The 22,559-nt window shown below is 70.2% G+C and carries 20 protein-coding genes and 1 pseudogene; 9 read left to right on the plus strand and 12 right to left on the minus strand.

What is annotated here, in order from left to right; genetic code table 11:
- Positions 1-4 precede the first annotated feature (4 nt).
- A complete protein-coding gene (locus ACY0PA_RS11450) occupies positions 5-2,539 on the minus strand; it encodes an ABC transporter ATP-binding protein/permease (RefSeq protein WP_473084523.1) in 2,535 nt (844 codons plus the stop codon).
- 250 nt (positions 2,540-2,789) lie between these two features.
- Between ACY0PA_RS11450 and ACY0PA_RS11455 the strand changes: the two are divergent.
- Both ACY0PA_RS11455 and serB read left to right on the plus strand, forming a co-directional pair.
- Positions 2,790-4,672 (plus strand): annotated as a pseudogene (locus ACY0PA_RS11455) (streptophobe family protein).
- Between the two features lie 113 nt (positions 4,673-4,785).
- Positions 4,786-6,024, plus strand: a complete 1,239-nt coding sequence (gene serB, locus ACY0PA_RS11460; protein WP_473084524.1) for a phosphoserine phosphatase SerB — start codon at positions 4,786-4,788, stop codon at positions 6,022-6,024.
- A gap of 98 nt (positions 6,025-6,122) precedes the next feature.
- Here the strand turns inward: serB and ACY0PA_RS11465 are convergent, their stop codons facing one another.
- The 4 genes from ACY0PA_RS11465 to ACY0PA_RS11480 form a co-directional block, all read right to left on the minus strand.
- Entirely contained in the window at positions 6,123-6,641 is a 519-nt protein-coding gene (locus ACY0PA_RS11465; protein WP_326776438.1) for a SixA phosphatase family protein, read from the minus strand.
- Between the two features lie 85 nt (positions 6,642-6,726).
- Positions 6,727-6,942 (minus strand): hypothetical protein, encoded by a 216-nt coding sequence (locus ACY0PA_RS11470; RefSeq protein ID WP_473086295.1) that lies wholly within the window; start codon positions 6,940-6,942, stop codon positions 6,727-6,729.
- Positions 6,943-7,163: 221 nt separating this feature from the next.
- Positions 7,164-7,283: an SGM_5486 family transporter-associated protein gene (locus ACY0PA_RS11475; protein WP_264484672.1), complete on the minus strand. Its 120-nt coding sequence runs from the start codon at positions 7,281-7,283 to the stop codon at positions 7,164-7,166.
- 60 nt (positions 7,284-7,343) lie between these two features.
- Positions 7,344-8,627 (minus strand): CynX/NimT family MFS transporter, encoded by a 1,284-nt coding sequence (locus tag ACY0PA_RS11480; RefSeq protein WP_473084525.1) that lies wholly within the window; start codon positions 8,625-8,627, stop codon positions 7,344-7,346.
- Positions 8,628-8,774: 147 nt separating this feature from the next.
- Here ACY0PA_RS11480 and ACY0PA_RS11485 point away from each other — a divergent pair, with 147 nt between their 5' ends.
- On the plus strand, positions 8,775-9,458 hold the full coding sequence (locus tag ACY0PA_RS11485) for a FadR/GntR family transcriptional regulator (RefSeq protein ID WP_473084526.1): 684 nt from the start codon (positions 8,775-8,777) through the stop codon (positions 9,456-9,458).
- A gap of 27 nt (positions 9,459-9,485) precedes the next feature.
- Here the strand turns inward: ACY0PA_RS11485 and ACY0PA_RS11490 are convergent, their stop codons facing one another.
- From ACY0PA_RS11490 to fabG, 3 genes are all read right to left on the minus strand, one after another.
- Entirely contained in the window at positions 9,486-9,863 is a 378-nt protein-coding gene (locus ACY0PA_RS11490) for a hypothetical protein (RefSeq protein ID WP_473084527.1), read from the minus strand.
- Positions 9,864-10,016: 153 nt separating this feature from the next.
- Entirely contained in the window at positions 10,017-10,784 is a 768-nt protein-coding gene (gene fabI, locus ACY0PA_RS11495; protein ID WP_473084528.1) for an enoyl-ACP reductase FabI, read from the minus strand.
- Between the two features lie 5 nt (positions 10,785-10,789).
- Positions 10,790-11,506 (minus strand): 3-oxoacyl-[acyl-carrier-protein] reductase, encoded by a 717-nt coding sequence (fabG, locus tag ACY0PA_RS11500; protein ID WP_116502852.1) that lies wholly within the window; start codon positions 11,504-11,506, stop codon positions 10,790-10,792.
- 244 nt (positions 11,507-11,750) lie between these two features.
- Here fabG and ACY0PA_RS11505 point away from each other — a divergent pair, with 244 nt between their 5' ends.
- The 3 genes from ACY0PA_RS11505 (at position 11,751) to tyrS (ending at position 16,112) form a co-directional block, all read left to right on the plus strand.
- Positions 11,751-13,274 (plus strand): TldD/PmbA family protein, encoded by a 1,524-nt coding sequence (locus ACY0PA_RS11505; RefSeq protein WP_473084529.1) that lies wholly within the window; start codon positions 11,751-11,753, stop codon positions 13,272-13,274.
- A 91-nt stretch (positions 13,275-13,365) separates the two neighbouring features.
- Positions 13,366-14,760 (plus strand): metallopeptidase TldD-related protein, encoded by a 1,395-nt coding sequence (locus tag ACY0PA_RS11510; RefSeq protein ID WP_473084530.1) that lies wholly within the window; start codon positions 13,366-13,368, stop codon positions 14,758-14,760.
- An 83-nt stretch (positions 14,761-14,843) separates the two neighbouring features.
- Entirely contained in the window at positions 14,844-16,112 is a 1,269-nt protein-coding gene (gene tyrS / locus ACY0PA_RS11515) for a tyrosine--tRNA ligase (protein ID WP_473084531.1), read from the plus strand.
- 70 nt (positions 16,113-16,182) lie between these two features.
- Here tyrS and ACY0PA_RS11520 read toward each other — a convergent pair whose 3' ends face one another.
- The gene (locus tag ACY0PA_RS11520) at positions 16,183-16,458 is read right to left on the minus strand and encodes a GlsB/YeaQ/YmgE family stress response membrane protein (protein ID WP_473084532.1); all 276 of its coding nucleotides are present in this window, start codon (positions 16,456-16,458) and stop codon (positions 16,183-16,185) included.
- Between the two features lie 214 nt (positions 16,459-16,672).
- On the opposite strand from ACY0PA_RS11520, the gene ACY0PA_RS11525 reads away from it, so the two are divergent.
- Complete coding sequence (locus ACY0PA_RS11525) at positions 16,673-17,059, plus strand: DUF3099 domain-containing protein (protein WP_473086296.1); 387 nt, start codon at positions 16,673-16,675, stop codon at positions 17,057-17,059.
- 196 nt (positions 17,060-17,255) lie between these two features.
- Complete coding sequence (locus ACY0PA_RS11530; RefSeq protein WP_100592515.1) at positions 17,256-17,477, plus strand: hypothetical protein; 222 nt, start codon at positions 17,256-17,258, stop codon at positions 17,475-17,477.
- A gap of 10 nt (positions 17,478-17,487) precedes the next feature.
- On the opposite strand, the gene moaA is transcribed toward ACY0PA_RS11530, so the two are convergent.
- From moaA to ACY0PA_RS11545, 3 genes are all read right to left on the minus strand, one after another.
- Entirely contained in the window at positions 17,488-18,477 is a 990-nt protein-coding gene (gene moaA / locus ACY0PA_RS11535; RefSeq protein ID WP_399979709.1) for a GTP 3',8-cyclase MoaA, read from the minus strand.
- 143 nt (positions 18,478-18,620) lie between these two features.
- A complete protein-coding gene (locus ACY0PA_RS11540) occupies positions 18,621-20,249 on the minus strand; it encodes a solute symporter family protein (protein ID WP_473084533.1) in 1,629 nt (542 codons plus the stop codon).
- Positions 20,246-20,614, minus strand: a complete 369-nt coding sequence (locus ACY0PA_RS11545; protein WP_473084534.1) for a DUF485 domain-containing protein — start codon at positions 20,612-20,614, stop codon at positions 20,246-20,248. The genes ACY0PA_RS11540 and ACY0PA_RS11545 overlap by 4 nt, the downstream gene beginning before the upstream one ends.
- A 329-nt stretch (positions 20,615-20,943) precedes the next feature.
- Between ACY0PA_RS11545 and ACY0PA_RS11550 the strand changes: the two genes are divergently transcribed.
- A complete protein-coding gene (locus ACY0PA_RS11550) occupies positions 20,944-22,485 on the plus strand; it encodes a S8 family serine peptidase (protein ID WP_473084535.1) in 1,542 nt (513 codons plus the stop codon).
- Positions 22,486-22,559 lie beyond the last annotated feature (74 nt).

A 22,559-nucleotide genomic window follows, 5' to 3' on the forward strand; every position in this document is an offset into this window, starting at 1 on the left:
CACGCTACTTGCGCATGACCTCGGGCTCGTGGCGGCGCAGCAGGCGCGCGACCGCGAAGCCGCAGATGACACCGAGCGCGATCAGGATCGCGAGGTTGATGCCCCACTGGCTCACCGAGTGCTCCCACAGCGGGTCCAGGTCGTTCGGGTGCGCCTGGTCCCACGGCGGCATGAGGTGCGCGAGGTCCAGCGTCGAACCGGCGCCGGCGATGGCCCAGCGCGACGGCATCAGCCAGGCGAACTGCTCCAGGCCCGGCGAGCCGTACACCTGGAACAGGATGCCGGTGAAGACGACCTGGACGATCGCGAACATGACCAGGAGCGGCATCGTCTTCTCGGCGGTCTTCACCAGCGAGGAGATGACCAGGCCGAACATCATCGACGTGAAGCCCAGCGCGATGATCACGATGCACAGCTCGACGGCCGGCGGCATCATCAGGCCCTCGGCGGGCAGGTCGCGCGGGAAGAAGCCGATGGCGCAGATGATCACGCCCTGGATGGCCGTGACGACGCCGAGGACGATCACCTTCGACATCAGGTACGCCGAGCGGGAGAGGCCGGTGGCCCGCTCCCGTTCGTAGATGACGCGTTCCTTGATCAGCTCACGTACGGAGTTGGCCGCACCCGAGAAGCACATGCCGACCGCGAGGATCAGCATGATCGTGCCGGCGTCGCCGTTGAAGCGGGACGGCGGCTTGGGCGGGCCCAGGCCGAAGTCGGCCGGGATCACGGTGCTGACGACGCCGAGGACCGCCGGCAGGATCACCATCAGGCCCAGGAAGCCCTTGTCGGACGCGATCACCGACGTGTAGCGGCGGATCAGGGTCCACAGCTGCGAGCCCCAGCCCTGCGGCTTGGGCGGCTTCATCGCCTGCGGTGGCGGCATGTGTACGGACTGTGCGGCGACGGCGTCGATGTCCGCGGCGTACATCTGGTAGTGCTGCGAGCCCTTCCAGCGGCCCGCCCAGTCGTAGTCGCGGTAGTTCTCGAAGGCGGAGAAGACGTCGGCCCAGGTGCTGTAGCCGAAGAAGTTCAGGGCCTCCTCGGGCGGACCGAAGTACGCCACCGAACCGCCGGGCGCCATCACCAGAAGCTTGTCGCAGATCGCCAGCTCGGCGACCGAGTGCGTGACGACGAGGACCGTGCGGCCGTCGTCGGCGAGGCCGCGCAGGAGCTGCATGACGTCGCGGTCCATGCCCGGGTCGAGGCCGGAGGTCGGCTCGTCCAGGAAGATCAGCGACGGCTTGGTGAGCAGCTCCAGGGCGACGGAGACGCGCTTGCGCTGGCCACCGGAGAGCGAGGTGACCTTCTTCTCCTTGTGGATGTCCAGCTTGAGCTCGCGCAGCACCTCGTCGATGCGCTGCTCGCGCTCCTGCTCGCTGGTGTCCGAGGGGAAGCGCAGCTTGGCCGCGTACTTGAGGGCCTTCTTGACGGTCAGTTCCTTGTGCAGGATGTCGTCCTGCGGGACCAGACCGATGCGCTGACGCAGCTCGGCGAACTGCTTGTACAGGTTCCGGTTGTCGTAGAGCACGTCTCCCTTGTTGGCGGGCCGGTAGCCGGTGAGCGCCTTGAGCAGGGTGGACTTGCCGGAACCCGAGGGGCCGATGACCGCGATGAGCGACTTCTCCGGGACGCCGAAGGAGACGTCCTTGAGGATGTCCTTGCCGCCGTCGACCGTCACCGTCAGATGACGGGCGGAGAAGGAGACCTCACCGGTGTCGACGAACTCCTCGAGACGGTCGCCGACGAGGCGGAACGTCGAGTGGCCGACGCCGACGATGTCGTTCGGGCCGAGCAGCGCGGAGCCGCCCTTGGCGATCGGCATACCGTTGACGTACGTGCCGTTGTGCGAGCCGAGGTCGCGGATCTCGTAGCGGCCGTCGGGCGTCGCGTGGAACTCGGCGTGCAGGCGCGAGACCTGGAGGTCGGAGACCACCAGTTCGTTCTCGAGCGCACGGCCGATCCGCATCACCCGGCCGAGGGCCAGCTGGTGGAACGTGGTGGGGCTGCGGTCGCCGTAGACCGGCGGAGCCCCCGCGACACCGCCGGGCCCCTGCTGGGGCGGGATGTTCTGCGCCTGCTGCGGCGGGAAGTTCTGCGCCTGCTGCGGCTGCTGCCAGCTCTGCTGGGCGGGCACCTGCTGCTGCGGCGGCGCGTTGTGCGCCCAGCCGGGGTCACCGCCCTGCTGCTTCTGGACCGGTGCCTGCTGCTGGGCCTGCTGGGCCGCGGGCACGGCCGCGCCGGAGGCGCTGCCCGAGAGGTTGACCCGCGGACCGTCCGTCGCGTTGCCGAGGTGCAGCGTCGAGCCCGGGCCGATCTCCATCTGATGGATCCGCTGGCCCTGCACGAACGTGCCGTTGGTGGAGCCGTGGTCCTCGATGACCCAACTCCGGCCGCCCCAGCTGATCGTGGCGTGTCGCCAGGAAACCCTGGCATCGTCGATCGCGACGTCCCCCTGCGGATCACGTCCGAGGGTGTATGGCCTGGACGGGTCGAGCGTCCAGGTCCTTCCATTCAATTCCAGTACGAGTTCCGGCACTCCATGCCCCACTGAGTTGTCCCCCGAGCTAGCCCCCATCTTGGGGAGTCTAGGGATGTCGAACATCGTGGGGAACTATTTCAGGCGGAGCCCCCTGACCGAAAGTCGGGCCTTGCGGCGGGCCTTGTGAAGACCGCCTACGCGCCTTCGCGCCCGCCCCGTTGACGGCGCAGAAACAGCCCCGGAGAGTAGTAAGAACCCACAACTGCCCACGGATCATGCGCGAATGGGACATCCAATACATCAAGGCATGGATCGGGAGGCCCTGATGGAGACCGTTGTGCGGCGGAGCGGGCGCGAGGGCGTGCGCTGGGGGGACGTACTGCTCTCCGCGGTCGCCTCCGTGAGCTGGGCGTTCATCGGGATGGCGGCGGTCGCCGCGGCCGGCCTCCATCTGCTCGGTGCGGATTCCGCGGGCCCGCTCGGCCCGATGACGGCCGCTGTGGTGGCACTTGGGGCGGGTGGGAAGGTCACGCCCTCGGGAGACGTCTCAGCCTTTGGACTGGAGGGTGCGCAGGCTCACACGGCGATCGATATCGCGCCGCTCGGCGTGGGTCTCACGGGCGCGCTGCTGCTCAGCTGGTTCTTCCTGCGTTCCCTGCGTGGGGCGGGAGTTGAGGTCACGCCGGCCGAACTCGCGGTGCGCGTGGGGAGCGTGGTCGCGCTGTTTCTGGCGATGCTCGCAGGGCTCGCCTGGGCTGGTCACGACCTCATCACGATTGACGGCGGGAAGCTCGGGCTCAACCGGATACCGGACGGGGATCTGCCGGGCGGCATCAAGGACAAGCTGCCGGGCGGCCTTGACCTCGGAGGGCTCCTGCCGGACCACATCGGCGGTCTCGTGGACGCGAAGGCGACCGTAGGGTTCACCGTCGAGACCGGGGCCTCACTGCTGGGCGGCGCCGCGTGGGTGATCGGCGTCCTGTTGATCGCGCTGCTCGCGTCGCGACGTACTCCGCTCCCGCGCTCCCTGGACGCGCTGCACCGGGTCGTCCGTCCCGCTGCTTCGTCGCTGGTCACGGTGTTACTGGTGGCTGTCGCCGCGGGGCTCGCGGCGGCGGCGTACGCGACGATCGGCGACGACCATCCGCGGCGGATCGCGGGCGCCGCGCTGCTCGGGGCGCCCAACGGGGTGTGGCTCGGCATTCCCCTCGGCCTCTTCGTCCCCTGGGACGGCAAGGCGACGGGCGCACTCGCGCAGGCCCTTCCCCATCCGGTCGACGAGCTGCTGCGGATGCGCGCGGACGAACCGGTGACGCTGAGCCGTCTTGCCGAACTGGACGGCAGGGTATGGCTGTTGGCCTTCGCGATGGTTTTGATGATGGTGCTCGCGGGCGTGCTGACCCCGTACGGACACCTGCGGTGACCGGCGGGCCCGGGTCGCAGCCGATGGGGGTCGTCGGCTTCGCCGGGAGGTGCGCGCTGCGGCTCGGGGCCGTCACGGCGCTCGGCCTGCCGCTGCTCGTGCGGCTGACGGACGTATCGGCGGACGCCTCGCTGTCCGTACTCGGCTTCGACGCCTTCGGGGCCGGGATCGAGCTGCACGGACATCTCGGCATGGCACTCCTGCTCGGGGCCGCTTGGGGAGCGGGGGCGGGAGCGGTGGGGGCGCTGCTCGCTTACGGGGCGGGGGCGGCGGGCCTGCGAGCCGCTCCGGCTGCGCTGGGCGGGGGTGGCGTGGAGCCGGAGGGGCGGGTGGAGGACGGGGCGCCGGGGGACGGCGCCGTCCCGCCCGTCCCGCCCGTCCGGCCCGTCCCGCCTCAGGAGGCAGGGCCGTATCGGCCGAGTACTCCGTACCGGGGGTCGCCGGACGGGACCAACCCTTATCTGAAGCCGCCGGACGAACGGGCGGGCGATCGGCAGGATGATCTGCCGGACGATTTGTCCGGGGCGCCGACGATGGTGGGGCCGCTCAGGCCCCCGGTGCCGCCTCGTCCGCGGGGGCGGCCCGGGTCCGGCAAGGGCGGATGGCCCGTGCCGCCACCGCCTCCTCCCCCACCACCACTTCCGCACTCGCCGCCCCCATCGCCGTCGCCCCCATCGCCGTCGCCCCCATCGCCGTCGCCCCCATCGCCGTCGTCGCCGCCGGAGGAAGAAGGGCCGCCGCCACCCCGGAGGGGCCCGCGCGGCTGAGCCGAATGCGGGCCGTGGACGGCGGACCGACCGGTCGGAGTGCGCGTCGCGCATGTCCGCCACGCGGACCACCGCCGCGCGGCGCGACGCGGGCCGGATAACGTGGGACCACCATGAGTGCTTCGCAGCCCCGCCACCCCGCTGATGTCCCGGTCGCAGTTCCGGACGACGTCCCGACGCTCCTCGTCAAGATATTCGGCAAGGACCGCCCCGGCATCACCGCCGGGCTCTTCGACACCCTCGCCGCCTACTCCGTCGATGTCGTCGACATCGAGCAGGTCGTCACCCGGGGCCGCATCGTGCTGTGCGCCCTGGTGACGGAGCCGCCCCCCGGTCTCGAGGGCGATCTGCGGTCCACCGTCCACAGCTGGGCGGAGTCCATGCGGATGCAGGCCGAGATCATCTCGGGCATCGGCGACAACCGTCCGCGTGGGCTCGGCCGCTCCCTCGTCACCGTCCTCGGCCACCCGCTGACCGCGGAGACGACGGCCGCCATCGCCGCCAGGATCACCGGCACCGGTGGCAACATCGACCGTATCTTCCGGCTCGCGAAGTACCCCGTCACCGCAGTCGAGTTCGCCGTTTCCGGCGCGGAGACCGAGCCCCTGCGCACCGCGCTCGCGACGGAGTCGGCGGCGCTCGGCGTCGATGTCGCGGTCGTCGCGGCCGGGCTGCACCGGCGCGCCCAGCGACTCGTCGTCATGGACGTCGACTCGACGCTCATCCAGGACGAGGTCATCGAGCTCTTCGCGGCACACGCGGGCTGCGAGGACAAGGTCGCCGAGGTCACCGCGGCGGCGATGCGGGGCGAGCTGGACTTCGAGCAGTCACTGCACGCGCGGGTCGCGCTGCTCGCCGGGCTCGACGCCTCGGTCGTCGACAAGGTCCGCGCCGAGGTGCGGCTCACGCCCGGCGCGCGGACCCTGATCCGCACCCTGAAGCGGCTGGGCTATCAAGTGGGCGTCGTCTCGGGCGGGTTCACCCAGGTCACGGACGATCTGCAGGACCGGCTCGGGCTCGACTTCGCCCAGGCCAACACCCTGGAGATCGTCGACGGCAAGCTGACCGGCCGGGTCACCGGCGAGATCGTGGACCGCGCTGGCAAGGCGCGGCTGCTGCGCCGGTTCGCCGCGGAGGCCGGGGTGCCGCTCGCGCAGACCGTGGCGATCGGCGACGGCGCCAACGATCTGGACATGCTGAACGCGGCGGGGCTCGGCGTCGCCTTCAACGCGAAGCCCGTGGTCCGCGAGGCCGCGCACACCGCGGTGAACGTGCCGTTCCTCGACACCGTCCTCTACCTCCTCGGCATCACCCGTGAAGAGGTCGAGGCGGCGGACGCCCACGACGACTGACTCCGGTCGACACGGACAGTTACTGACGCGGCGGGCCCCGGTACCCATGCGGTACCGGGGCCCGTCGGCATATCAGGGTCCGGCCGCCGGCGGACGGGTCACTTGGACGGTGCCCAGTAGTCGATAAGGGTGGCGGTGCCCGGTTCGAGGGACTTCCAGGAGCCGGTGAAGGACAGGACCGCGAAGGCGGAGGTCGGGAAGCCGCGCCGGGCCATCCGCTCCCCCGCGTCGCCCTCGACCTGCCCGGAGAGGATCTCGGCGAGGCCCTGGATCCCGGGGTTGTGGCCGACCAGCACCGCGCTCCGCACGTCGTCCGGGGTCTCGTTCAGCACGGCGATGAGCTCACCGGGCGAGGCCTCGTAGATCCGCTCCTCGTACACCGTCCTGGGTCGGTGGGGCAGCTCGTGGACGGCGAGCTTCCACGTCTCGCGGGTCCTCGCGGCGGTCGAGCAGAGGGCCAGGTCGAGGTCGATACCGGAGTCGGCGAGCTTGCGGCCGGCGACGGGGGCGTCCTTTCGGCCCCTCTCGGCGAGCGGCCTCTCGTGGTCGGAGACCTGGGGCCAGTCCGCCTTCGCATGCCGGAAAAGGACAATCCTGCGGGGTTCTGCGACGCTCATGGGTCCCAGCTTCGCATGAAACCGGCCACGGGGCGCAGGGAGTTGACGCGCTCGACCGGCACGGGTGACGCGCCGTGCGGGCTGCTCACGGGGCTGTGTGCAGCACCGCCTGCTGGATGCGGTCGAGGAGCTGGCCGACCGCCGGTTCGCCTGTCGCGGCGTGCGCGTCGGCAGGGTTGATTATCAGGAGCAGGAGCACGGCGAAGGTGATCGCGGGCAGGGCGATCGCCCACCACGGGAGCCTGACGTCGACGCCGCCCGCTGAGGCCGGGTGGGGCCGGGTGTGCGTAGGGGCCGACATGACGCCTCCGGGGTCCTCGAGATGCTCGGTGCCGTGGTCCGCGGTGCTCGCGGTCACCTCTCGAATTTACGGAAGGTCAGGCCCTCAACCCATCCGGTGATCCACCCAGTTGACCCTGACACTGACCCCCTAAGGGTTGGTGGTGCCAGCACCACCAACGCCGACCGCGAACGGGCCCGACCGCTGTCACGGTGAGGCGACGACCACGATGGCGGCCATGATCACGGTGAGGCGATCGAGGCGATGACCGCGATGATCACGGTGATGGCCAGCATCGAGCCGAGCACGATGAGGAGCTTCTTCTGGCCGTTCTGGGGGTTCGGGTCGAGCACAGGCGACATGCGGTCAGTCTCGCACCCTTTGCCCCGGCTCGCGGAGCCGGGGTGGGCCATGGGCCGACGTCAGACCGCCGCGGCCGGAGCGGCCTCGTCCTCGACCGTACGGTTGCGTCCCGCGATGACGCCCGCCACGATCTGCGGCACCATCAGCGCCGCCATGAGCGCGATCGGGACGCCCCAGCCGCCGCTGTGCTGGTAGAGCACGCCGACGAGCAGCGGGCCGGGGATGGAGATCAGGTAGCCGGTGCTCTGGGCGAAGGCGGAGAGTTTGGCGACGCCCGTGCCGGTCCGCGCCCGCATGCCGACCATCGTCAGGGCGAGCGGGAAGGCGCAGTTGGAGATGCCGAGGAGGACGGCCCACGCCCAGGCGCCGCCGGACGGGGCGAAGTAGAGGCCCGCGTAACCGGCGAGGCCGCACACGCCGAGGGCGATCACGATGGGGCCCTGGCTGGGCAGGCGCGTGGCGAGGCGCGGGATGACGAAGGCGAGCGGTACGCCCATCGCCATGGTGACGGCGAGCAGCACGCCCGCGGTGCCCGCGGAGACGCCGGCGTCGCGGAAGATCTGCGCCATCCAGCCCATGGTGATGTAGGCGGCGGTGGCCTGGAGGCCGAAGAAGGCGGCGAGCGCCCAGGCGGTGCGGCTGCGGGTGATGCGCAGGCCGTCGTCCCGCTGCGGGGTGCCGGCGGTGGCGCCGCCCTCGGCGCCCCGTTCGCGTGCGAGCGGGACCCACGGGACGACGGCGGCCACGGCGAGCGAGGCCCAGAGGGCGAGGCCGGTCTTCCAGCTGCCGCCGAGCGCGTCCGTCATGGGCACGGTCACGGCCGCCGCTAGGGAGGTGCCGAGCGCGAGGGCCATCGAGTAGAGGCCGGTCATGGAGCCCACGCGGTCGGGGAACCAGCGCTTGACGATCACCGGCATGAGGACGTTGCTGACCGCGATGCCCATGAGGGCGAGGGCACTGGCGACGAGGAAGCCGACGGTGCTGCCGGTGAACGGGCGGATGACCAGACCGGCGGCGATCGCGGCCATGCCGGCGCACACCACGGCGCCGGGGCCGAAGCGGCGGGCGAGCCGGGGCGCCATCACTCCGAAGATCGCGAAACAGAGCGGGGGTACGGAGGTGAGGAGGCCGGCGACGCTGCCGCTCATGCCGAGCCCGTCGCGCACCTCTTCGAGGAGGGCTCCGAGGCTGGTGATGGCGGGGCGCAGGTTCAGAGCCGCGAGGACGATGCCCACGATCATCAGGCGCACGGCCCACGCGCGCGTGGGGGCTGTTTTCGCTTCGGGTGCGCTCTCGGTACGTATCGGGGTCTGCGTCATCGTCGGGGCTTCCTCACTGGCCATGACCTCATCTTAGAATCATGGGATGATTGGGTGTCCAATCGGTTTGCGTCACACTTGGCGCGACGCACCGCCCGCGCCCGTTCCCTGCCCGCCCCGCCCCGCCCCGCCCCGCCCCGCCCCGCCCCAGTCATCGAACCAAGGACCCTCATGCCGCTGACCTCCCCCAGGCGATCGGCTCTCTCCGAACAGGTCATCGCCGGGCTGCGCGCCCAGATCTCGTCGGGCGAGTGGCCGGTGGGCTCCCGCATCCCGACCGAGCCCGAGCTGGTCGAGCAGCTCGGCGTCGCGCGCAACACGGTGCGCGAGGCCGTGCGCGCGCTCGCCCACAACGGCCTGCTCGACATCCGGCAGGGCTCGGGCACGTATGTCGTCGCCACCAGCGAGCTGGCGGGCGTGATGCAGCGCAGGTTCGCCGACGCCGACCCCCGGCACATCGCCGAGCTGCGCTCGACCCTGGAGTCCAGCGCCGCGAGCCTCGCCGCGCAGCGCCGTACGGAGCGCGATCTCAAGCAGCTCGACGCGCTGATGGTGCGCCGGGAGGACGCGTGGGCGTCGGGCGACGCGGAGGCGTTCGTGGCGGCCGACGCGACCTTCCACCTGGCGGTCGTGGCCGCGTCCCACAACGACGTCATGACAGCGATGTACGCGGACCTCGGCGAGGTCCTGCGGGACGTCCTGCGTGTGGACGTGGGCGAGGAGCTGAGGCCCGAGAACCACATGGACCACGCGGGTCTGCTCGACGCGATCCGCGTGGGCGACGCGGAGGCCGCGGCGGCGGAGGCGGCGCGCTATCCGTTCCTGTGCCTGCCGGGCCACCCCGCCGCTCACTGAGCAGAAACCCGAGCCGGGGCCCAGCGCTCAGCTGTCGACCTTGGCGTGGCTGATCCAGGCCGAGCGGACCTCTTTCCAGCACCGGCCGGTGAGCCGCACGGTCTCGGCGGCCTCGGCCGGGACCTGCCCGCCGTCGCTGTCTATGTCCCACCAGCGGTCGCACTCGACATGGAGGCTGACCCCGTCGGTCGCCGGATACGGGTTGTGGCAGTACGCCGTCACGTCCGAACCGGAGACGGTCACCCGGCAGTCCGCTCCGAAGGGTTCGGTCCTGCGGTCGTCCGGGCTGTCGGGCACGCGCGCGTGGGGCGCGGTCCGGACGGGGTGGGAAGCGGCGTCGTACGGCACCGCGAAGAGGAGCACGAGGGCTGCGAGTACCGGGGTACCGCGCTGAGAAAGGCGCACAAGGGGACCTCCTCGGCCGTACGGGAGAGGGGGAACGAACGCCTTCTCAGCCTGCGTGCTCACCCGTCGCGCCCGCCCGGCCAGTGGGCCGAACGGGTGACGCCCCGCCCCCCGCGCGCTGCGGGGAACGGGGCGTCGGCCACGTACGGGTGATCAGGCGCCGATCGCGTGCAGACCGCCGTCGACGTGGATGATCTCGCCGGTGGTCTTCGGGAACCAGTCGCTCAGGAGAGCGACGACGCCCTTGCCGGCCGGCTCCGGGTCCTTGAGGTCCCACTCCAGGGGGGCGCGGTCGTCCCAGACCGCGGCCAGCTCACTGAAGCCCGGGATGGACTTGGCGGCCATGGAGCCGAGCGGGCCCGCCGAGATGAGGTTCGAGCGGACGTTCTGCTTGCCGAGGTCGCGCGCGAGGTACCGGTTGGTGGCCTCGAGGGCAGCCTTGGCGGGGCCCATCCAGTCGTACTGCGGCCAGGCGTACTGGGCGTCGAAGGTGAGGCCGACGACCGAGCCGCCGTTCTGCATCAGCGGCAGGCAGGCCATGGTCAGCGACTTCAGAGAGAAGGCGGAGACGTGCATGGCCGTGGCGACCGACTCGAACGGGGTGTTGAGGAAGTTGCCGCCGAGGGCGTCCTGCGGCGCGAAGCCGATGGAGTGCACGACGCCGTCGAGGCCGCCGAGCTCCTCGCCGACGACCTCGGCGAGGCGGCCGAGGTGCTCGTCGTTGGTGACGTCGAGCTCGATGACCTTGGTGGGCTTGGGGAGCTTCTTGGCGATGCGCTCGGTCAGCGTGGGCCGCGGAAAGGCGGTGAGGATGATCTCCGCGCCCTGCTCCTGGGCCAGCTTCGCGGCGTGGAAGGCGATGGAGGACTCCGTCAGCACACCGGTGATCAGGACGCGCTTGCCCTCGAGAATTCCGCTCATGGTGATCAGTGACCCATGCCCAATCCGCCGTCAACGGGAATGACGGCTCCAGTGATGTACGAGGCGTCGTCCGAGGCGAGGAACCGCACCGTCGCGGCGATCTCCTCGGGCTGCGCGTAGCGGCCGAGGGGCACCTGCTTCACGATGCCCTCGCGCTGCTCGTCGGTGAGCGCCTTGGTCATGTCGGTGTCGACGAAACCGGGCGCGACGACGTTGAAAGTGAGGTTGCGCGACCCGAGCTCACGGGCGAGGGAGCGCGCGAAACCGACCAGACCCGCCTTCGACGCGGCGTAGTTCGCCTGTCCGGCGGAGCCGAGGAGGCCGACCACGGAGGAGATCAGCACGACGCGGCCCTTCTTGGCGCGCAGCATGCCGCGGTTGGCACGCTTCACGACGCGGAAGGTGCCGGTGAGGTTGGTGTCGAGGACCGACGTGAAGTCGTCCTCGGACATGCGCATGAGGAGCTGGTCCTTGGTGACGCCGGCGTTGGCCACGAGGACCTCGACGGGACCGTGCTTCTCCTCGATCTCCTTGTACGCCTGCTCCACCTGCTCGCTGTCGGTGATGTCGCACTTGACGGCGAGGAAGCCGGCCTTCTCCAGCTCGGCCGCGTCGCCCGAGCGGTACGTGATCGCGACCTTGTCGCCGGCGTCGGCGAATGCACGGGCGATGGCGAGGCCGATGCCCCGGTTTCCTCCGGTGACGAGAACCGAGCGGCTCAACGGATCACCCTTTCCATAGCGGTCTGGTACCTCGAAAACCTATCGGTACCGCCCCGGATACGGAGAATCGACCACCGACAGTGGCGCAGGTGAGTCGCTGTCGGGTCCCTACAGAAAAGTGTGGCCGCGGGGCCCGCCGACGCGACATGATCGGGGCTGGCCGGCGCCCGCACCCGGGAGCGGCCGGCGCCCGAGGCTCCTGACAGCGCTTACGACAGCGTCTCCGACAGCAGGGAGAACATCCGTGCCCCATTCGATCGATGAAGCCTTCACGGCGCTGCCGCTGCGGGCCCTCGCCGATGCCGCGCTGGCCCGCGCGCGGGCTCTCGGCGCCGACCACGCGGACTTCCGCCTGGAGCGGGTGCGCAGCGCGGAGCGGCGGCTGCGGGACGCGCGGCCCGCGGGTTCGTCGGACACCACGGACCTGGGGTACGCGGTACGGGTCGTGCACGGCGGCACATGGGGCTTCGCGTCGGGCGTGGATCTGACGATGGACGCGGCCGCGAAGGTGGCGTCGCAGGCCGTCGCGATGGCGAAGCTGTCGGCGCAGGTGATCAAGGCCGCGGGTTCGGACGAGAGAGTGGAGCTGGCCGCCGAGCCGGTGCACGAGGACCGGACGTGGGTGTCCTCGTACGAGATCGATCCGTTCTCCGTGCCGGACGAGGACAAGGCCGGGCTGCTCGCCGACTGGAGTGCGCGGCTCCTCGGTGCGGACGGCGTCGACCATGTGGACGCCTCGCTGCTCACCGTGCACGAGAACAAGTTCTACGCCGACACGGCGGGGACGGTGACGACGCAGCAGCGCGTACGGCTGCATCCGCAGCTGACGGCGGTCGCCGTGGACGGTTCGAGCGGCGAGTTCGACTCGATGCGGACGCTTGCGCCGCCGGTGGGCCGCGGCTGGGAGTACCTCACCGGGACCGGCTGGGACTGGGACCGCGAGCTGGCCGAGATCCCGGAGCTGCTCGCCGAGAAGATGCGGGCGCCCAGCGTCGAGGCCGGCCTGTACGACCTCGTGGTCGACCCGTCCAACCTGTGGCTGACCATCCACGAGTCGATCGGCCACGCGACCGAGCTGGACCGTGCGCTCGGCTACGAGGCGGCGTACGCGGGCACGTCCTTCGCCACGTTCGACCAGCTCGGGAAGCTCAAGTACGGCTCCGAGATCATGAACGTGACGGGTGACCGCACGGCCGAGCACGGCCTCGCGACCATCGGGTACGACGACGAGGGCGTGGCCGGGCAGTCCTGGGACCTGGTCAGGGACGGGACGCTCGTCGGCTATCAGCTGGACCGCCGTATCGCGAAGCTGACGGGCTTCGACCGGTCGAACGGGTGCGCCTACGCGGACTCCCCCAGCCATGTGCCCGTCCAGCGGATGGCGAACGTGTCGCTGCAGCCGGACCCGGGCGGTCTGTCGACCGAGGACCTGATCGGGGGCGTCGACCGCGGGATCTACGTCGTCGGCGACCGGTCCTGGTCGATCGACATGCAGCGCTACAACTTCCAGTTCACGGGGCAGCGGTTCTACCGCATCGAGAACGGACGGCTCGCCGGACAGCTGCGCGATGTCGCCTACCAGGCCACGACCACCGACTTCTGGGGTTCGATGGCGGCGGTCGGCGGACCGCAGACGTACGTGCTGGGCGGCGCGTTCAACTGCGGAAAGGCCCAGCCGGGACAGGTCGCGGCGGTGTCGCACGGCTGCCCCTCCGCCCTCTTCAAGGGCGTGAACATTCTGAACACCACGCAGGAGGCGGGACGATGACCGGACGCCACGGAGTCTGCCGGGGGTCCGGGGGTCGTCCCCCGGGCGAGCACAGCCTGAACACCACGCAGGAGGCCGGACGGTGAGCCCTATGAGTCCTCGGACGAACAAACCGCACGAGATCGTCGAGCGTGCCCTCGCACTGTCCTCGGCGGACGGCTGCGTGGTCATCGCCGACGAGACGTCCACCGCGAATCTGCGCTGGGCGGGCAACGCGCTCACGACGAACGGTGTGACGCGCGGGCGCACCCTCACCGTCATCGCGACCGTCGACGGCAAGGAGGGCACGGCCTCCGGGGTCGTCTCGCGCTCGGGAGTGACCGCGGCCGACCTCGAACCCCTGGTGCGGGCCGCCGAGGCCGCGGCCCGGGGCGCGGCGCCCGCGGAGGACGCCGGGCCGCTGGTGTCCGGAGTGCCGCACTCCGGCGACTTCACGGACGCTCCCGCCGAGACCTCGTCGGCCGTCTTCGCGGACTTCGCGCCGGCCCTGGGCGAGTCGTTCGCCCGCGCCCGGGCCGGCGGCCGTGGGCTGTACGGCTTCGCCAACCACGAGCTCGTATCCAGCTATCTCGGTACGTCGACGGGCCTGCGCCTGCGGCACGACCAGCCGAACGGGACGCTGGAGATGAACGCGAAGTCGCCGGACCGGACGCGTTCCGCGTGGGCCGGACGCTCTACGCGCGACTTCAAGGACGTCGACCCGGGCGCGCTGGACGCCGAGCTGGCGCAGCGCCTCGACTGGGCGCGCCGCCGCATCGAGCTGCCCGCCGGCCGCTACGAGACGCTGCTGCCGCCGACCGCGGTCGCCGATCTGCTGATCTACCAGCTGTGGTCGGCCGCGGCCCGGGACGCCGCCGAGGGCCGGACCGTCTTCAGCAAGCCCGGCGGCGGCACGCGCGTCGGCGAGCGGCTGACGGAGCTGCCGCTGACGCTGCGCAGCGACCCGAACGAGCCGGGCCTGGAGTCGGCGCCGTTCGTCCTCGCCCATGCCTCGGGCGACAGCGCCTCCGTCTTCGACAACGGTCTTCCGCTGACGGCGACGGACTGGGTGCGCGAGGGCGAGCTGGCCCATCTGACGACGACCCGGCACAGCGCGGGTCTCACCGGCCTCCCGGTGGCGCCGGCGATCGACAACCTGATCCTGGACGGGGGCGAGGACCGCTCCCTGGACGAGATGGTCGCGGCCACCGGGCGCGGGCTGCTCCTGACCTGCCTCTGGTACATCCGCGAGGTCGATCCGGCGACACTTCTCCTGACGGGTCTGACCCGGGACGGGGTGTACCTCGTGGAGGACGGCGAGGTGGTGGGCGAGGTGAACAACTTCCGGTTCAACGAGTCGCCCGTCGACCTGCTGGGGCGCGCGGTGGAGGCCGGGCGGACGGACAAGACGCTGCCCAGGGAGTGGAGCGACTGGTTCACCAGGGCTGCCATGCCGGCCCTGCGGGTGCCGGACTTCAACATGAGCTCGGTCAGCCAGGGCGTCTGACCCCCATAGACTCGCCCATACACTGGCCGAGTACTCACCAGCACTGTTTGACCCATCAGCACTGTTCAAGGAGACACACGACCGTGACGGACATCGTCGACGAGCTGAAGTGGCGGGGACTCTTCTCCCTGTCCACCGACGAAGATGCACTGCGCAAGGCGCTCGCGGACGGTCCCGTCACGTTCTATTGCGGCTTCGACCCGACCGCGGCCTCCCTGCACGTCGGCCACCTGGTCCAGGTGCTCACCGTCCGCAGGCTCCAGCAGGCGGGTCACCGTCCGCTGGCGCTCGTGGGCGGGGCCACCGGCCAGATCGGTGACCCCCGGCCGACCGCCGAGCGGACGCTGAACGACCCGGAGACCGTCGCGAACTGGGTGTCCCGGCTGCGCTCCCAGATCGAGCCGTTCCTGTCCTTCGAGGGCGAGAACGCCGCGACGATGGTGAACAACCTGGACTGGACCGCGGGCCTGTCCGCGATCGAGTTCCTGCGCGACATCGGCAAGCACTTCCGCGTCAACAAGATGCTCACCAAGGATTCCGTGGCCCGCCGCCTGGAGTCCCAGGAGGGCATCAGCTACACGGAGTTCAGCTACCAGCTCCTGCAGGGCATGGACTTCCTGGAGCTGTACCGCCGTTACGGCTGCACGCTCCAGCAGGGCGGCAGCGACCAGTGGGGCAACCTCACCGCGGGCATCGACCTGATCCACCGCATGGAGCCGGACGCCGTGGTGCACGCGCTGGCGACGCCGCTGATGGTGAAGGCGGACGGCACCAAGTTCGGCAAGTCCGAGAGCGGCGCCGTCTGGCTGGACCCGGAGATGACGACGCCGTACGCGTTCTACCAGTTCTGGCTGAACGTGGACGACCGGGACATCTCGAGGTACATGCGGATCCTGTCCTTCAAGTCCCGCGAGGAGCTGGAGGAGCTGGAGAAGGTCACCGAGGAACGGCCGCAGGCACGCGCCGCTCAGCGGGCCCTCGCCGAGGAGCTGACGACGCTGGTGCACGGCCCCGACCAGTGCGCCGCGGTCATCGCCGCGTCCAAGGCGCTGTTCGGGCAGGGCGACCTGGGTGAGCTGGACGAGGCGACTCTCGCGGCCGCGCTCTTTGAGCTGCCGCACGCGAAGGTCGACACGCTCGGCCCGGTCGTGGACCTGCTCGCCGAGGTCGGCCTCGTGGCGAGCAAGTCGGCCGCCCGGCGCACGGTGAAGGAGGGCGGCGCGTACGTGAACAACGTGAAGGTCGCCGCCGAGGACGCGATGGCGACCGCGGACGAGCTGCTGCACGGGCGCTGGCTCGTGCTGCGCCGCGGCAAGAAGAACCTGGCGGCGATCGAGGTCGTCGGCGCCTGAGCGCGCAGGGCTGAAGTCACAGCCGGAAGGGCGGTCCCGCACCTGGTGCGGGGCCGCCCTTCCGGCTGGGTCAGGCTCGCTGTTTGTTGCCTCGCATGGCCACCCAGGCCATGTCTCCCAGCCACACGATGACCACGGCTCCGGCCAGTTGGAGCAGGTGACGGGTCCAGTCGATGCCCTTGGTGTCGCTGACGCCGATCCAGGCGGCGACGGAGTTGCCCAGGATGCTGCCGATGATCCCGAAGATGACGGTCAGCCACAGAGGGATCTGCTGCTTGCCCGGAAGGATCGCCTTCGCGATCAGTCCGAGCACCAGACCCACGATGATCGCCCACAACCAGCTCATGTTGTCGCCTCCTCTGTGGCGCTCTGTGCGCATCTGCGCCCAGTCTCAGCTTATCCGCCATACGGCGCATGTCGGGCGCATCCGTACGCGGTACGGCGCAACACGTACGCGCAGGCCGGCCCGCCCCGCGCTCGAACGCGGAGGAAGCCGGGCGTACCGTGGAGGCAGTCCGGACCGGGGAGAGTCCGGCATGGCAGGCAGGCGGTGGAATGTGATGCGGAAGCAGAGCAGCGGCGAGGTTTTCCGGATCACCGGGGCGAGGCAGGGCCTCGCCGCCGACGTCCGCGGCAGGCAGCGCCGCTATGTCATCTCGATGTCGGTCCGCACCCTCGCCGTGATCCTCGGCGTGGCTCTGTGGAACGTGGAACGCCCGGTCGCGATCGCAGCCCTGGTACTCGGTCTGCTGCTCCCCTACATCGCCGTGGTCATCGCCAACGCGGGCCGGGAGAACGTCCCTTCCCTGCCGTCGACGTTCGTCACCGCGCCGATGCGGCCGATGCTCACACCGCCCGACGCCACCGCCCCCGCGGAATCCGTTCCGCAGGACAACACCGGTGCGCACGACGAGGAGCTGCGTGATCACTCGGGTGAGCGCGGCTGACCACCGGCGATCCGCAAAGCTCAAGAAAAGCTCAGATCAATCATGTAGTTCCGGTGCCGGGCGGCCGGTCCCCCATGACATACTTCGTACGCGCTCCGCATCCCCCGTCGGAGCGACGGACCGACGCCGGGCAGCTCCCCCCGTGGCTGCTCGGCGTCGCCTTTGTTTGGGCGCGTAAGTGTTTGGGGCGGTACCTGTGAGTGACGAAAACCCGATCTGTTCCGCCAAGGGCTGCCGCGTCGACGCGGTCTGGGTGCTCGCCTGGAACAACCCGAAGCTGCACACGCCGGAGCGGCGCAAGACGTGGCTCGCGTGCGACGAACACCGCGAGCATCTCTCCCAGTTTCTCGGTGTGCGCGGCTTCCTGAAGGACGTCGTCGCGCTCAAGGACTGGGAGTCCGGGGACCGCGAGGGCTGAGCGCCCCGGCTCAGCCGCCGATCGCCGACATCGGGCGCTCGGGCTGGAGGAACTTCGGGTCGTCCAGGCCGGAGCCGGCCTTCTTGCCCCACATGGCGAGCTTCCATATGCGGGCGATCTCCTCGTCCCCGCTGTCCGAGCGCAGGGCCGCGCGCAGGTCCGTCTCCTCACTGGCGAACAGGCAGGTGCGCACCTGTCCGTCGGCGGTGAGCCGGGTGCGGTCACAGGCCGAGCAGAACGGGCGGGTGACGGAGGCGATGACGCCGACGCGCTGCGGTCCGCCGTCCACGAGCCAGCGCTCCGCGGGGGCGGAACCCCGCTCGTCGGAACCCTCGGCCGTGAGGTCGAAGCGCGTGCGCAGGGACGCGAGGATGTCACCGGCTGTGATCATGCCGTCGCGCTTCCAGCCGTGCTGGGCGTCCAGCGGCATCTGCTCGATGAAGCGCAGCTCGTAGTCGTGCTCGACGGCCCAGGCGAGGAGGTCGGGTGCCTCGTCGTCGTTCAGCCCCGGCATCAGCACGGAGTTGACCTTGACGGGGGTGAGCCCGGCGTCGCTGGCGGCTTCGAGGCCGGCGATGACGTCCTTGTGGCGGTCACGCCGGGTGAGCGTCTTGAAGACGTCGGGGCGCAGGGTGTCCAGCGAGACGTTGACCCGGTCGAGGCCGGCCTGCTTGAGGGCGGCGGCGGTGCGCTTGAGTCCGATCCCGTTCGTCGTCAGGGACATCTGGGGGCGGGGCTCCAGCTGGGCCACCCGCTCCACGATGCCGACGAGGCCGGGGCGCAGCAGGGGCTCGCCGCCGGTGAATCTGACCTCCGTGATGCCGAGCTGGGTGACGGCGATCCGGATGAGCCGGACGATCTCGTCGTCCGTGAGCAGATCGGGCTTGGCCAGCCACTGAAGGCCCTCTTCGGGCATGCAGTATGTACACCGGAGATTGCACCGGTCGGTCAGCGAGACGCGGAGGTCGGTGGCCACTCGGCCATAAGTGTCGATCAGCACGTGGGCCCCCTCTCCGATGCGGATCTGATAGAGCGAGCCTACGTGATGGGCCTGACATCAGGGGCTCCCGATCCCACGGGAGCGGGACGGCCGCATCGTAGTTCCATACGAGGATCTGCGACGCGGCCGTTCGAATCCCGAGGTCAGTGGGCTCCCGTACCGGTGAGGGAGCGGACTTCGAGCTCCGCGTACTTGCCGGCGTCCGCCTTCTCCTTGGACAGGACGGTGCCGAGCCAGCCGAGCAGGAAGCCGACCGGGATCGAGATGATGCCCGGGTTCTCCAGCGGGAACCAGTGGAAGTCGACGCCCTTGAACATGGACGTCTTCGGGTTCCCGGAGACGACCGGCGAGAACAGCACCAGGAAGACCGCCGCGAAGAGGCCTCCGTAGATCGACCAGAGTGCGCCCTGGGTGGTGAAACGCTTCCAGAAGAGGCTGTAGAGGATCGTCGGCAGGTTGGCGGAGGCGGCGACCGCGAAGGCGAGCGCGACCAGGCCGGCCACGTTCAGGTCGCGGGCGAGGGCGCCGAGGCCGATGGAGACGACGCCGATGAAGACGGTCGCCCAGCGGGCCGCCTTCATCTCCTGCTTCTCGGATGCCTTGCCCTTCTTGATGACGTTCGCATAGATGTCGTGCGCGAACGACGAGGACGAGGCGAGGGTCAGGCCCGCGACGACCGCGAGGATCGTGGCGAAGGCGACCGCCGAGATCGTCGCGAGGAGGATCGCGCCCCACGACGAGTCGACCCCGCCGAGGTGCAGCGCGAGGAGCGGCGCCGCCGTGTTGCCCGCCGGGTTGGACGCGATGATCTCTTCCGGCTTGATGAGGGCTGCGGCGCCGAAGCCGAGCGCGATCGTCATCAGGTAGAAGGCGCCGATGATGCCGATCGCCCAGTTCACGGACTTACGGGCGGCCTTGGCGGTGGGGACCGTGTAGAAGCGGATCAGGATGTGCGGCAGTCCCGCGGTGCCGAGGACGAGCGCGATGCCGAGCGAGATGAAGTCGATCTTCGACGTCGACGTGGCGCCGTACTTGAGTCCGGGCTCCAGGAACGCGGCGCCCCCTCCGCTGTTGGAGGCCGCCTTGCCGAGCAGGTCGGAGATGTTGAAGTTGAACTTCAGCAGGACCAGGAAGGTGAGCAGTATCGTGCCCGCGATCAGGAGCACCGCCTTGACCATCTGGACCCAGGTGGTGCCCTTCATGCCGCCGATGGTGACGTACACGATCATCAGGACGCCGACGAGGGCGACGATGCCGACCTTGCCCGCGTCGGACGTGATGCCGAGCAGCAGCGAGACGAGGACGCCCGCGCCCGCCATCTGCGCGAGCAGGTAGAAGATCGAGACGACGATCGTGGAGGTGCCGGCGGCGGTGCGGACCGGGCGCTGGCGCATCCGGTAGGCGAGGACGTCGCCCATCGTGTAGCGGCCGGAGTTGCGCAGCGGCTCGGCGACCAGGAGCAGGGCGACGAGCCAGGCGACGAGGAAGCCGATGGAGTAGAGGAAGCCGTCGTAGCCGAAGAGGGCGATGGCTCCGGCGATGCCGAGGAACGAGGCCGCGGACATGTAGTCGCCGGAGACGGCGAGCCCGTTCTGGAAGCCGGTGAACTGGCGCCCGCCCGCGTAGAAGTCGGAGGCGTTCCTCGTCTGGCGGCCCGCCCAGACGGTGATCACCAGGGTGGCGAGGACGAACACCGCGAACAGGGAGATGATCAGCGGCCGGTGCTCGCTCGCCTCACCCGCGGCGATTACCTGCGTGACTGCGGAGCTCATGCGCCGCCCTCCATCCGGGACTTGATCGCCTCGGCCTTGGGGTCGAGCTTGGTGGCGGCGTGGCGGGAGTACCACCAGGCGATGAGGAACGTGGTCAGGAACTGGGCGAGGCCGAGGACCAGCGCGACATTGATGTTGCCGAAGACCTTGGTGCCCATGAAGTCGCCCGCGTAGTTCGACAGCAGTACGTACAGCAGGTACCAGGCGATGAAGGCGACGGTCAGGGGGAAGGCGAACGAGCGGTGGGCATGTCGCAGTTCGGCGAACTCCGCGCTCTCCTGCTCCGCGATGAATTCCTCCGTGGAGGGCGGTGCGGGTCGGGTGCTGGAGCCGCTTTTCGACGGTGGCGATGCATCGGTGGCCACGGAGTCTCCTCGCGGTGCGGGTGCGGCGGGCGAAACGGACATGTGGTTCTCAGACCTCACAGTGATCACCTGGGTCGGGTGGCGATGGTAGGGCCACCCGGCGTGATCCGACAGGGGGCGGGGATCGTGCGCATGCCCCCTGCTCAACGTCACGGGGGCACGCGCACACCGGTTCAACTGCGTTGCCCAGTCATGCGTTTTCTTTGGGATTTCATTGCTGGCCTGCGAGGACCCGGGATACGTTCACCCGAGCACCACGCGTCATGTACCTGCCCGGGCACCAACTGTGTTCGGGCTTTTCCATATACGACGGATGTTGTGGAGATCCCATGGCTCATCTGCGTTCCAGACGCCGGCTGGCGCTCACCCTGCCGCTCGGCCTCGCGCTCACCGCGTCCCTGGGCTTCCTGCCCGGTGCCGCGTCGGCCACACCCGCCGACTCCCGTGCTGCCACGGCCGGTTCGGCCACCGCCGACGCCGGGGCACTCGCGTACGTCGTGAACACCAGGACGGACCACCGCACCCTCGCGTCCGTGAAGAAGGCGATCGCCGAGGCCGGCGGGACCGTCGTCGCCTCGTACGACCGGATCGGCGTGATCGTCGTCCACGCCTCGAACCCGGACTTCGGCCAGCAGATCCGCGCCGTCAAGGGCGTGCAGTCGGCGGGCGCCACGCGTACGTCTCCGCTGGTCGCCGCCGGCACCACCGACGAGGGCGGCGCCCAGGTCCTGTCGAAGACGCAGGCCACATCCCTTGCCGCGCACGCCACTTCGGGCACCGAGCCGCTCGAGGCCGACCAGTGGGACCTGCGGGCGATCGGCGCGGACAAGGCCGCGGAGATCAACCCGGGCAGCCGCGACGTCACTGTCGGCGTCATCGACACGGGCGTCGACGACACCCACCCCGACCTCGCCCCGAACTTCTCCGCCTCGCAGTCCGCGAACTGTGTCGGCGGCAAGGCGGACACCTCGCCCGGCGCCTGGCGCCCCTACGACCCGGCCGAGGACTACCACGGCACGCACGTCGCCGGTGAGATAGCCGCGGCCCGCAACGGCATAGGCGTCGCCGGGGTCGCTCCCGGTGTGAAGGTCGCGGGCATCAAGGTCAGCGACCCAAACGACGGCCTGTTCTACCCGGAGAACGTGGTCTGCGCCTTCGTGTTCGCCGCCGACCACGGCGTCGAGGTAACCAACAACAGCTATTACGTGGACCCTTGGCTCTACAACTGCATGGACGACCCGGACCAGAAGGCCATCGTCGACGCCGTGAACCGGGCCCAGCTGTACGCCCAGAGCAAAGGCACCCTCAACCTCGCGTCGGCCGGTAACTCCAACGACGACCTGGACTCGGACGCGCTCGTCGACGACTCCAGCCCCGACGACTCGACGCCGGTCACCCGCACGATCGACCCGCACAAGTGCTTCGACATCCCGACGCAGCTGCCGGGCGTCGTCACCGTCAGCGCTTCGGGCCCGACGGGCGCCAAGGCGTACTACTCCAGCTACGGCAAGGGTGTCATCGACATCGCGGCGCCGGGCGGCGACAAGTTCCAGTTCCCGGACACCCCGTCGAAGAACGGCCGCATCCTCTCGACGATGCCGGGCGGCCAGTACGGCTTCCTCCAGGGCACGTCGATGGCGTCGCCGCACGCCGCCGGAGTCGCCGCACTGCTCAAGTCGGCCCACCCGAGGGCCACTCCGGCCCAGCTCCAGGCGCTCCTCAAGGCCGAGGCCGACAACCCGGGCTGCCCGTCGGACCCGTACGACGGGGACGGCGACGGTGTCGTCGACGCCACCTGCGAGGGCGGGAAGCGCGTCAACGGCTTCTACGGCTTCGGCATCGTCGACGCGCTCGACGCCGTCAGGAAGTGACGGGGACGCGAACCGTCAAGCAACCCTGTATCAGAGGCACTTGGGGCGGCTACGGCCGCCTGCCGCTCCACGCA

Source organism: Streptomyces sp. DS1-CR2 (genome assembly GCF_055760475.1).

Excerpts from the sequence above, each read along its gene's own strand:
- ACY0PA_RS11475 (WP_264484672.1), bottom strand. The coding sequence starts at position 7,283 with ATGTCGCCTGTGCTCGACCCGAACCCCCAGAACGGCCAGAAGAAGCTC.
- serB (WP_473084524.1), top strand. The coding sequence starts at position 4,786 with ATGAGTGCTTCGCAGCCCCGCCACCCCGCTGATGTCCCGGTCGCAGTT.
- fabI (WP_473084528.1), bottom strand. The coding sequence starts at position 10,784 with ATGAGCGGAATTCTCGAGGGCAAGCGCGTCCTGATCACCGGTGTGCTG.
- ACY0PA_RS11540 (WP_473084533.1), bottom strand. The coding sequence starts at position 20,249 with ATGAGCTCCGCAGTCACGCAGGTAATCGCCGCGGGTGAGGCGAGCGAG.
- ACY0PA_RS11510 (WP_473084530.1), top strand. The coding sequence starts at position 13,366 with ATGAGTCCTCGGACGAACAAACCGCACGAGATCGTCGAGCGTGCCCTC.
- ACY0PA_RS11480 (WP_473084525.1), bottom strand. The coding sequence starts at position 8,627 with ATGGCCAGTGAGGAAGCCCCGACGATGACGCAGACCCCGATACGTACC.
- ACY0PA_RS11550 (WP_473084535.1), top strand. The coding sequence starts at position 20,944 with ATGGCTCATCTGCGTTCCAGACGCCGGCTGGCGCTCACCCTGCCGCTC.
- ACY0PA_RS11520 (WP_473084532.1), bottom strand. The coding sequence starts at position 16,458 with ATGAGCTGGTTGTGGGCGATCATCGTGGGTCTGGTGCTCGGACTGATC.
- ACY0PA_RS11470 (WP_473086295.1), bottom strand. The coding sequence starts at position 6,942 with ATGTCGGCCCCTACGCACACCCGGCCCCACCCGGCCTCAGCGGGCGGC.
- ACY0PA_RS11465 (WP_326776438.1), bottom strand. The coding sequence starts at position 6,641 with ATGAGCGTCGCAGAACCCCGCAGGATTGTCCTTTTCCGGCATGCGAAG.
- ACY0PA_RS11525 (WP_473086296.1), top strand. The coding sequence starts at position 16,673 with ATGCGGAAGCAGAGCAGCGGCGAGGTTTTCCGGATCACCGGGGCGAGG.
- ACY0PA_RS11485 (WP_473084526.1), top strand. The coding sequence starts at position 8,775 with ATGCCGCTGACCTCCCCCAGGCGATCGGCTCTCTCCGAACAGGTCATC.